Below are 10,146 nucleotides of genomic sequence, written 5' to 3'. Positions count from 1 at the left end.
ACCTGTTCCCATGCCGAACACAGAAGTTAAGCTCTTTAGCGCCGATGGTAGTCGGACTTACGTTCCGCAAGAGTAGGACGTTGCCAGGCAATCAGAGACCCAATCGGGTCTCTTTTTTTATGCCTTTTTTGAACCAGCCTTGTAATAAATTAGTTTTTATGGCAAGTAGAAACAGAATTTCTTTCATTTCTGTCCAAATTCTTTCCAATGTATATGTTAAAATAAGAGGTAATTACGTAATTAAAGGCAGTGAAAAAAATGAATTTGCCCTTGAATCATAAGCTAGAGACATGGCTTGAAGAACAACCGATTTCATTTCATGTTCCCGGACATAAAAATATGACAATCGGCTCATTAAATGCAATGGATTTAGCGATGGACATTACCGAAATCACTGATTTTGATGATCTCCATCATCCAGAAGCAGTATTAAAAGAAAGTATGGCAGCGATAGATAAACATCCTGAATATGATGCATATTATTTAGTGAATGGTACAACTTCAGGAATACTGTCAGTGATTCAAGCAGCTGCACAGCAACAACAGCCGGTAATCATGGGACGTAATGTACATAAATCAGTTTTTCATGGTTTGGACTTAGCACAAACAACAGCTGATATCTTGCCGATGACACTGAGTGAAACTACACAACAATATAAAGCACCGCTGACAATGGATAATCAAGAGAAACATAGTCTGGCGATAGTGACGTATCCGAACTATTACGGCGAAACGTTTGATATACAAACCTTTATTCAGCAGCAGCATGCGTGTCATACACCTGTACTAGTAGATGAAGCACATGGTGCGCATTTTGGATTGCCTGGATTTCCACATTCTTCATTAACTTATGGTGCAGATTATGTGGTGCAGTCGTATCATAAAAGTCTGCCTGCACTGACAATGAGCTCAGTTATCTTTATACATAAATCAGCACCTTATCGCGAACAGGTGCTTGAGTACTTAACGTATTTTCAATCTTCCAGTCCGTCGTATTTATTGATGGCTGGTTTAGAACGTGCTCATCATTTCTACAAAATGTATGATAGTACGCAGTTTTTTGAAAAGCGCCGCCGTCTCATGTATGCATTGTCAGCGAAAGGGTTTGAGGTTTGCGAAATGGATGATCCGCTGAAGTTAACGGTGACATATCCAGGTTATTCTGGCTATGAAGTGCAGCAATGGCTGGAAGCACAGCATATTTATCTTGAATTGGCAGACGAGCAGCAAGGATTGTTAGTCTTGCCGATGTGGCATGAAGGGGATCGCTTCCCGTTTGATTTATTGTTAGAACGTCTTCAAGCGATACAACTGCCGCATGCGATAAAAGGGCAAAATACACCATGTCCTTCTATGCCGAAAACTGCAGGGATTTATCAGCCGGCAGCAATTACACATATGAAAAGTGCCGCACTTGAGTCAACCGCCGGTAAAACACTCGCACAGCATATTGTCCCTTATCCGCCAGGCATTCCAGTTTTTTATAAAGGTGAGGTTGTCAGCGGTGAAATGATTGAGGTTATGGAAAATTGGTTAGCACAAGGTATCAGAGTTGAAGGTATCACAAATCGAACTATAAAGATTAAGGATGAATAACATGTCAGCATTTATCACATTTGAAGGACCGGAGGGTTCTGGCAAGACAACAATTTTACAGCGCGTTTCTGAACGTTTAAACGAACAATTTGATATATTGACGACAAGAGAACCGGGAGGTGTGCCGGCTGCAGAACAGATTCGTGAAATTTTATTAGAAGGCGAAGCTGTCGATGACCGTACGGAAGCTTTATTGTTTGCGGCATCGCGCAGAGAACATTTAGTTGAGAAAGTCATCCCTGCCTTAACCGCAGGCAAAGTAGTGCTTTGCGATCGTTACATTGACAGTTCGCTTGCATATCAAGGTTATGCAAGAGGTATTGGTGTAGACGAAGTACGTGCGATTAATGAATTTGCGATTAATGGTCTCTACCCAGATTTAACAATTTATTTAGATATCACTGCAGAAACAGGAAGAGAACGTATTCAAAGCAATGCTCGCAACATGAATCGTTTAGATCATGAGAGTATTGCCTTTCATCAAAGGGTAATTGAAGGGTACCATCAATTAATTGAACAAGACTCAAAACGCTACGCTGTCATTGATGCGAATCAATCAATTGATGCGGTGGTTGATGCGGCATATAAAGCAATCACACAATACTTAGAAAAAGACGCATAACAGAATCGTGTCATAGGAAACAACTGGGAAGTTGTTGCAAGAAAGCGTGTTTGCATAGTATAATTTGTTCAACTTTATTTACAGCGAGCCCTAAAGATTAATATAGATTTTAATAGAAAACATCAAGTAATCAGACATCACTTTTAGTAAAAATCTATTAAGTTTCAAACAAGCTCTACCATCAGAATATGCTATAATATTACAAAGAGGTGTTAGTTATGAAAATGGTAATTGCAATTGTTCAAGACCAAGATAGTCAAGAGTTGTCTGACCAACTCGTCAAAAATAATTTCCGAGCTACCAAACTCGCAACTACAGGTGGATTCCTTCGCGCAGGAAATACAACTTTCCTTTGCGGTGTTGACGATGACAAAGTAGATGATTTACTTAATGTCATCAACAAAACATGCGGAAACAGAGAACAACTTGTATCGCCAATTACGCCAATGGGCGGCAGCGCAGACTCATACATTCCTTATCCAGTAGAAGTAGAGGTCGGCGGCGCAACAGTTTTCGTTATGCCTGTTGATGCATTCCACAGATTTTAATGCATAAGACGTTAAAGAAAGATTAACGCAGAATACAGTCTTTATAAATAGTGGGGGTCGGGACGAGTGTGTAATCGGAGGTTGTTGATTGAACAATCTAGGATGAACTCTCGATGTCCTGCCCTTTTTCATTATGGAAAGGTGACGACGCGAATGGATGAATTATCACGATTGACCAATGCGTATCAATCTGGAAAGCTTTCGCATGCCTATTTGTTTGAAGGCGATGATGCACAAACAATGCAGCAGACGGCAATGGCCTTTGCGAAGTTGATATTATGTAATGACAATGAGACATGCCAAGCGAAAGTTGATGCCTTCAACCATCCGGATTTCAGATATGTAACAACTGAAGAAACCAATCTGAAGAAGGAAAAGATTGAAACATTGGTTCACGCGATGAATCAACTTCCTGTGGAAGGTTCGCATAAGGTATATATCATTAATGGATTTGAAAAATTAACAGTTCAAGGTGAAAACAGTATTTTAAAATTCTTAGAAGAACCGCCTGAAAATACAATTGCATTATTGTTATCTACAAAGCCTGAACAAATATTGAGTACGATTCATTCCCGCTGTCAGCATGTGTACTTCAAACCGATGTCGCAAGCGCAGCTGGTCGAGCGTTTGAAAGAACAAGAGATTTCAAAGCCGATTGCACAAATGTTAAGTACATATACCACACAGATTGAAGAGGCACGCGCATTGAATGAAGAATATGACTTAGCGAATTTGCGCAAGAATATTATCAACTGGTGCCAGTTGCTGCTGACAAATCGCACAATGGCTCTGATTGCATTGGTAGATTTGATGAAAGCAGCAAAGAATAAGAAGCTGCAGCAATTGACACTATCAGTAGTCAACGCCTTCTTTCAAGATATTATGCATGAGAAAGCACAAACACCAGGGCATCTCGTCTTTTCTGAATTGGAAACAGACATTAAGCAATATGCACAACGTTTAACATATGGTCAATTGACGCATATGTATGATCATATAACGGAAGCACATAAGAAATTAACTCAAAATGTGAATCCGACACTTGTATTTGAACAAATCGTAATCAAGGGGGTGGGCTAAATGCTTCAAGTCGTTGGCGTTCAATTCCAAAAAGCCGGAAAATTAGAATACTATGCACCTGCAGAAGAAGCAGAACTTTGCTGCGGTGACAGAGTAGTTGTGGAATCAAAGCGCGGTGTAGAAGTAGGTGATGTGAAGGATGCTGCTTTAGAAGTAGATGAACAAGATGTCACATTACCGTTAAAACCGATTATCCGTGTAGCGACTGAGAATGATTTAGAACAGTGTGCCTGCAATGAGGAAGACGCAGAAAAAGCATTGGATTTCTGTAAGGAATCTATTGAACAATTAGGGTTAGAAATGCGTTTAGTCAATTGTGAATATACATTGGATAAATCGAAGGTCATTTTCAACTTTACAGCTGATGATCGTATCGACTTTAGAAAGTTAGTTAAAATCTTAGCATCAAGACTAAGAACACGTATTGAATTGCGGCAAATCGGGGTGCGCGATGAAGCTAAATTGTTAGGCGGCATCGGACCTTGCGGCCGTTCATTATGCTGTTCGACATTCTTAGGCGACTTTGAACCTGTCTCTATTAAAATGGCAAAGGATCAAAACCTGTCATTGAATCCTACAAAAATTTCCGGTGCATGCGGCCGATTAATGTGCTGTTTAAAATATGAAAACGATCATTATGAAGCTGCAAGAGAGCAGCTGCCGGATGTCGGAACGAAAATCGAGACACCAGAAGGGCAAGGGACAGTTGTCGGTTTGAATATGCTTGATATTTCAATGCAAGTCAAAGTCGAAGGTTTAGAACAACCTTTAGAATATTCAGTAGAAGATTTAGAAGCAATCTATTAAGGAGGCCGTAGGCTGTTGGAACGCAAAGATTTAATGGAGAGACTATTGCGTCTTGAAACCAATGTACAGCAATTGTATCAAGATACGGCAGAGTTGAAGACGATTGCGGTGGAACTGATCGAAGAGAACGTGGCTTTAGAAGTGGAAAATAATCATTTAAAGCGTTTAATCGGACGTTCTCAAGAAGGAACATCAGAACCTGATACAGATGATACTAAGCTTGAACAAAAGTCAAAAGAGAAAAAGAAACCGCGCTTAAGCAGTAAAGAAAACTTAGCGATTTTATATCAAGAAGGTTTCCATATCTGTAAAGGTGATTTGTTCGGTAAACATCGTAATGGCGAGGATTGCTTATTTTGTTTACAAACATTAGAAGAGCAGTCGTAATCAGGCATGCTTTTTTGAAGACACATATAGAAAGTAAAATTGAATGAGTTCAATTAAAGTGCGAGCGTTCATACAACGCTCGCCTATACATATTAAAAATTGGAGAATCATGATGTTGAAAGAAAATGAACGCTTGGATTGTTTGTTAAAAGAGCAGTTAGAAATTATTCAAAACGATGAAGTCTTTTCCTTTTCTACTGATGCGTTATTACTGGGGCATTTTACGCATTTAAGAAAACGCGATAAAGTGATGGACTTGTGTTCAGGTAATGGTGTGATACCGTTGTTGCTGTCGGATAAAGGTACACATGAGATTGATGCAATAGAAATTCAACCGCAACTGGCGGATATGGCAAAGCGCAGTATTCAACATAACGGTTTAGAAACACGCATCCGCATGTATGAGATGGATTTAAGAGAGGTACAGCAAACTTTTAAACCTTCAAGTTATAATGTGGTGACATGCAATCCACCGTATTTTAAAACCATTCAAACGCATCAGCACCAAAAAGAAGCACATAAAATCGCACGTCATGAAATTATGTGTACATTGGCAGACTGTGTTAATGCGGCGAAGCATTTATTGAAACAAGGCGGACGCTTGGTAATGGTCCACCGTGCAGAAAGACTGATGGATGTATTGTTTGAATTTCGTCAGCATCAGATTGAACCGAAACGATTAACCATGGTTTATAGTAAACAAGGCAAAGCAGCCCATGCCATTATTGTTGAAGGGCGTAAAGCCGGTAACCCAGGCTTAGATATTGCGCCCCCGTTTTATATGTATGAAACCAATGGAGATTATACCAAAGAGATGAGCGCAATTTATTATGGAAGCTAAACACTTTATTTATATTGTGAAATGCAAAGACGGCACGTTATATACAGGGTATACCAATAATGTTGAAGCACGTATACAAAAGCATAATGCCGGCAAAGGCGCAAAATATACCAAAACAAGACGGCCGGTTGTCTTAATGTATCAAGAAGGTTATGAAACAAAATCAGAAGCGATGCGTCGAGAATATGAAATCAAAACATATTCAAGAACGCAAAAACTTCAGCTCATTGAAAGGGGCAGAATCTAATATGGGAACACTTTATTTAGTCGGGACACCCATCGGCAATTTAGCAGATATTACATTTCGTGCTGTAGACACTTTAAAAGCAGTAGATGTCATTGCTTGCGAAGATACACGTGTAACTAAGAAGTTGTGTCATCATTATGAGATTACAACACCGTTGAAATCTTATCATGAGCATAATAAAGCTACACAAACAGAACCGTTGATTGAGACCTTGCTAGAAGGTCAATCCATCGCATTAGTATCTGATGCCGGATTGCCTTTAATCAGTGATCCAGGATATGAGTTAGTCGTGCGTGCACGCGAAGCAGGTATTGAGGTGGTGCCGATTCCAGGACCGAATGCCGGGTTGACGGCGTTGATGGGAAGCGGATTGCCTTCATTTGTGTACACTTTTATCGGTTTCTTGCCTAGAAAAGCGAAAGAAAAGAAAGCAGTACTTGAACAAAGAATGTTTGAAGATTCAACTGTGATTATTTATGAAAGTCCGTTTCGTGTTGCAGATACGTTAAAAACAATTGCGGAAATAGATGAAAAACGTCCTGTCGCAGTAGGGAGAGAACTTACTAAAAAGTTCGAAGAGATACAAACAGCTCCGGTTTCTGAATTAATAGCCGCACTAGCAAATGGCGATATTTTGACTAAAGGTGAATTTGTGATTCTTATCGAAGGTGCAGAACAAAAAGAAGAAACTGAATGGTTCAGCGAATTAGATATTCACGAACATGTAGCGCACTATATTCGTCAGAATATGAAACCCAAAAAAGCAATTAAACAAACAGCTGAAGACCGTCAGATGAAAACAGGTGAAGTTTACGATATCTATCATGGAATAAAATAATCAATATGTAAAATTAATATAAAATTAAGCGTAATTTGCGCCGGACTGCATAAAACTATGTTATTTTAGAAGGGTACAGTTAATATCTATTAATTAGGGAACCCGTTATTATTTTTCTTTAGTGAGCAACACCGTCAGAATAGGAGAAATCTTAGATGAAGAAAAATAATTCAAAATATAACACATATGCCATTCGAAAATATACAGTAGGTGCAAGTTCTGCTTTAATTGCCTCTTTTGTCTTCGTGGGATTAAGTACATCAGCACATGCTGAAGAAATGCAGCCTGCGGCAACTCAACCAGAAGCATCTGTTCAAACTGAGCATACAGATAAAGCAGTGTCTCAAGGAGAATCAGAGCCAGTGTTGGATTCTGGCTTTTCGCATGTTCAACGTACCAATCAGTCTGAATCCTCAACATCATCACAGCAATCTGAGGCAGCACAAACTGAAACATCAGAACATAATGACCCGCTTTTAGATGCAGAATTTTCACATGTTCAACGTGAAGATGCACCCCAAGATAATGTGCATTCATCATCAGCACCAAAAAAGGAACAAGATGACGCTAATGCTTCATCTGAAACAGTGATTGATCCAGAATTTTCACATGTTCAACGTCCACATCTGCCAAAAGCGCCATCGATTAGCGAAGGTGACGTGTCACAAGAGCAGTCTTCTGAAACAGATAGTTCAAAACAGGGTGTGAACAATACAACAGAGAATCAGAAACAGGTGGATGAAGGATTTTCTGTGGTTCGACGCGACCAGCAAGAAAGTCAGGATGTCGCACAAATTGCGGCAGCACAAGTTAAAGAAAAGGATAATACATTTAATCGTCCAACTACAGATGAGCTATCACCGAAGGTGAGCCCTGCGCCGGTTGATAAGACAACGAAGCAACAAGAAACAGCTGTGACACATGTAAAACCTGTTTCTGCACCTGGAACGGGTGAAACGCAATCTGAACCGACACCTGAAACATCGCATATAGACAAAGAAAGTCCTCAAGCAACTGCGCTGCGTTCTACTCAACAGCCTGCAGAACAAAAGCAAGAAACATTATCGAAAACGACACAACAACAGTCTATCAATAAATATCCAGTTATCTTTGTACACGGTTTTATGGGCTTTACCGGAGATGTTAAGCCTGATTTATATCCTAATTATTGGGGCGGCGATAAATATCGTATTGTCGACGGTTTAAGAGAAAAGGGCTATGATGCTTATGAAGCAAGTGTCGGTGCTTTCAGCAGCAACTATGATCGTGCAGTCGAACTTTATTATTATATTAAAGGCGGTACTGTAGACTACGGTGCAGCACATGCAGAAAAGTATGGTCATGCACGCTATGGACGTACATATACTGGTGTCTTTCATGATTGGGAACCTGGTAAAAAGGTACACATGGTAGGGCATAGTATGGGCGGACAAACGATCCGTTTATTAGAACATTTCTTACGTTTTGGCAACCAAGAAGAAATCGATTACCAACGCCAGCATGGCGGTACAATTTCTCCGTTATTTGAAGGCGGAAAAGATAATATGATTGCCTCAATTACTACACTTGGTACGCCGCACAACGGTTCAGCTGCCGCAGATCGTATCGGTAACCAAAAAGCATTTAAAGATATTGTTTATGCGTTAGGCAGAATGGGCGGCGGAAAACTAGGCAATGTAGATTTCGGTTTTGAAAAGTGGGGCTTTAAACAAGGAGAAAATGAATCATATATTGATTATGCCAATCGTGTCGCTAAAAGCAATTTATGGCATACAGACGATAATGCAATGTATGATTTAACTTCAGAAGGCTCAGAAAAACTGAATCAAATGACACCTATGAATCCTAATATTGTTTATACAACATATACAGGATTAGCCAGTCATGAAGGCTTAACAGGCAATTATGTGCCGGATATAGGACAATTTTTCTTATTTGATGCGACAAGTCGTGTAATCGGAAGCGAACCAGATCAATCATTGCGTCCGAATGACGGTATTGTTTCAGTTGTTTCATCACTCTATCCGACAGGACAAGCCTTTACTGATTTTACAGATGGTCTTAAAAAAGGCATTTGGCAAGTAACACCAGTTATGAAAGGCTGGGACCACTTAGACTTTGTCGGTTTAGATACGTTAGACTTTAAACATACAGGACAAGAACTTCAAGGTTTCTATGCTGGGCTTATCAATAATATGATGCGTGTAGAGGAATTAGAAGCATAAAATAAAGTGCGCCGTAATCTTAGTGATTGCGGTGCACTTTAAACTTTTTGCCATTAAAATTAAAATCTTTTGGCATTGTATAATCTTGGTATGCCCAATAACTACTTAATTCTACTTTATCTCTTTCTGTAATTTTATTATTCACTATCATACACCCCAAATCGAATAGAATCAGCATCGTTTTTTCTTCCTTCTACTATATTGATGTTCTTTTCTGTATACAGAAGTGTATATGATATTTCTGATTTTTGCGGTCCAATTTGTTCATGTATAATATCATCTGAAATTTTCAATAAATTTTCTTTGCCTCGCTCTTTGTTATAGTGCTTAAACCTATCAAAAAGGTTAGTTACCAGATATGATTTTTTAGTTTCAATAATTAATTCTTTTTTCGAAATATACTGCCGTTTAAATTCAGGATTACTTAATGTGATTAAGAGGCGTAGGTGTTCATTATATTCTTTAAGAGTCATCGGTCTTCCACTTAATCTAAAAAATTCATTTTGATAACCAGAGTTTTGAGTTTTATTAATAGCTTCTTTAGTATAACCATAATAACCATATTTCTTTTGATTATCTTTAAAGTATTGGTAGAGTTCATCATATTCTTTTTTGTTTGCTTTGTAATCAAAGCCGCTGACTACTTTACCAATTTGAGTAGCGAGTTCATCACTTTCTTCTTGTGCTCTTGCAGAGCCTTTATAGCCTAAAGAATCTACAGAGATAACAATACTAGAATTAAAGACAATATCATGATCATCGCAATGGACAAAAACTTCGGCTCCTTTACCACTGCCGACAACATTCGTGGCTTTGACATTCAAACCAAAATTATCTTTAAAGAAACGCTCACCTAAATCTGCAAATTGTAGTGAACCCCAAAAGTTGAACTTTTTGATTAAACTATTTTCCTAAGGCAAGATTTCTGTACTCAACAGGAGTCTTGCCTTTTAAA

The 10,146-nt window shown here is 39.0% G+C and carries 11 protein-coding genes and 1 rRNA gene; 11 read left to right on the top strand and 1 reads right to left on the bottom strand.

The annotated features are described in order from the left end of the window. From rrf to lip, 11 genes are all read left to right on the top strand, one after another. Positions 1 to 89 (top strand): 5S ribosomal RNA (gene rrf, locus DVJ99_RS09580); the annotation flags it as partial. 169 nt (positions 90 to 258) lie between these two features. Further along, positions 259 to 1,596: an Orn/Lys/Arg family decarboxylase gene (locus tag DVJ99_RS09575; RefSeq protein WP_114604034.1), complete on the top strand. Its 1,338-nt coding sequence runs from the start codon at positions 259 to 261 to the stop codon at positions 1,594 to 1,596. Between the two features lies 1 nt (position 1,597). Then, the gene (gene tmk / locus DVJ99_RS09570; protein ID WP_114604033.1) at positions 1,598 to 2,218 is read left to right on the top strand and encodes a dTMP kinase; all 621 of its coding nucleotides are present in this window, start codon (positions 1,598 to 1,600) and stop codon (positions 2,216 to 2,218) included. Between the two features lie 218 nt (positions 2,219 to 2,436). Continuing rightward, complete coding sequence (locus DVJ99_RS09565) at positions 2,437 to 2,766, top strand: cyclic-di-AMP receptor (protein ID WP_002481885.1); 330 nt, start codon at positions 2,437 to 2,439, stop codon at positions 2,764 to 2,766. A gap of 153 nt (positions 2,767 to 2,919) precedes the next feature. Then, positions 2,920 to 3,846, top strand: coding sequence for a DNA polymerase III subunit delta' C-terminal domain-containing protein (locus tag DVJ99_RS09560; RefSeq protein WP_105994581.1), 927 nt, complete (start codon positions 2,920 to 2,922; stop codon positions 3,844 to 3,846). Then, positions 3,847 to 4,653, top strand: coding sequence for a PSP1 domain-containing protein (locus DVJ99_RS09555; RefSeq protein WP_105994582.1), 807 nt, complete (start codon positions 3,847 to 3,849; stop codon positions 4,651 to 4,653). A gap of 15 nt (positions 4,654 to 4,668) precedes the next feature. After that, positions 4,669 to 5,040 (top strand): DNA replication initiation control protein YabA, encoded by a 372-nt coding sequence (yabA, locus tag DVJ99_RS09550; RefSeq protein ID WP_105994583.1) that lies wholly within the window; start codon positions 4,669 to 4,671, stop codon positions 5,038 to 5,040. A 112-nt stretch (positions 5,041 to 5,152) separates the two neighbouring features. Beyond that, positions 5,153 to 5,881: a tRNA1(Val) (adenine(37)-N6)-methyltransferase gene (locus DVJ99_RS09545; RefSeq protein ID WP_114604032.1), complete on the top strand. Its 729-nt coding sequence runs from the start codon at positions 5,153 to 5,155 to the stop codon at positions 5,879 to 5,881. Next, positions 5,871 to 6,128 carry a GIY-YIG nuclease family protein gene (locus DVJ99_RS09540; protein WP_105994585.1) on the top strand — a complete coding sequence of 86 codons (258 nt, stop codon included), beginning with the start codon at positions 5,871 to 5,873 and terminating at the stop codon, positions 6,126 to 6,128. Before DVJ99_RS09545 ends, DVJ99_RS09540 begins: the two co-directional genes overlap by 11 nt. A gap of 1 nt (position 6,129) precedes the next feature. Continuing rightward, positions 6,130 to 6,966, top strand: a complete 837-nt coding sequence (gene rsmI / locus DVJ99_RS09535; protein WP_114604031.1) for a 16S rRNA (cytidine(1402)-2'-O)-methyltransferase — start codon at positions 6,130 to 6,132, stop codon at positions 6,964 to 6,966. A 155-nt stretch (positions 6,967 to 7,121) separates the two neighbouring features. Then, positions 7,122 to 9,191 carry a YSIRK-targeted triacylglycerol lipase gene (gene lip / locus DVJ99_RS09530; RefSeq protein WP_114604030.1) on the top strand — a complete coding sequence of 690 codons (2,070 nt, stop codon included), beginning with the start codon at positions 7,122 to 7,124 and terminating at the stop codon, positions 9,189 to 9,191. Positions 9,192 to 9,328: 137 nt separating this feature from the next. On the opposite strand, the gene DVJ99_RS09525 is transcribed toward lip, so the two are convergent. Next, positions 9,329 to 10,090 carry a DUF1672 family protein gene (locus tag DVJ99_RS09525; protein ID WP_114604029.1) on the bottom strand — a complete coding sequence of 254 codons (762 nt, stop codon included), beginning with the start codon at positions 10,088 to 10,090 and terminating at the stop codon, positions 9,329 to 9,331. Positions 10,091 to 10,146 lie beyond the last annotated feature (56 nt).

This window comes from Staphylococcus sp. EZ-P03, assembly GCF_003344575.1.
GTDB lineage: Bacteria > Bacillota > Bacilli > Staphylococcales > Staphylococcaceae > Staphylococcus > Staphylococcus simulans_B.
Note: the sequence above shows the minus strand (reverse complement) of the source record. Positions and strands in the feature narration are given on the sequence as shown.

Bases quoted from the DNA above. Each gene is read 5' to 3' on its own strand.
- DVJ99_RS09565 (WP_002481885.1), top strand. From the start codon at position 2,437: ATGAAAATGGTAATTGCAATTGTTCAAGACCAAGATAGTCAAGAGTTG.
- lip (WP_114604030.1), top strand. From the start codon at position 7,122: ATGAAGAAAAATAATTCAAAATATAACACATATGCCATTCGAAAATAT.
- rsmI (WP_114604031.1), top strand. From the start codon at position 6,130: ATGGGAACACTTTATTTAGTCGGGACACCCATCGGCAATTTAGCAGAT.
- DVJ99_RS09545 (WP_114604032.1), top strand. From the start codon at position 5,153: ATGTTGAAAGAAAATGAACGCTTGGATTGTTTGTTAAAAGAGCAGTTA.
- DVJ99_RS09555 (WP_105994582.1), top strand. From the start codon at position 3,847: ATGCTTCAAGTCGTTGGCGTTCAATTCCAAAAAGCCGGAAAATTAGAA.
- DVJ99_RS09575 (WP_114604034.1), top strand. From the start codon at position 259: ATGAATTTGCCCTTGAATCATAAGCTAGAGACATGGCTTGAAGAACAA.
- DVJ99_RS09540 (WP_105994585.1), top strand. From the start codon at position 5,871: ATGGAAGCTAAACACTTTATTTATATTGTGAAATGCAAAGACGGCACG.
- DVJ99_RS09560 (WP_105994581.1), top strand. From the start codon at position 2,920: ATGGATGAATTATCACGATTGACCAATGCGTATCAATCTGGAAAGCTT.
- tmk (WP_114604033.1), top strand. From the start codon at position 1,598: ATGTCAGCATTTATCACATTTGAAGGACCGGAGGGTTCTGGCAAGACA.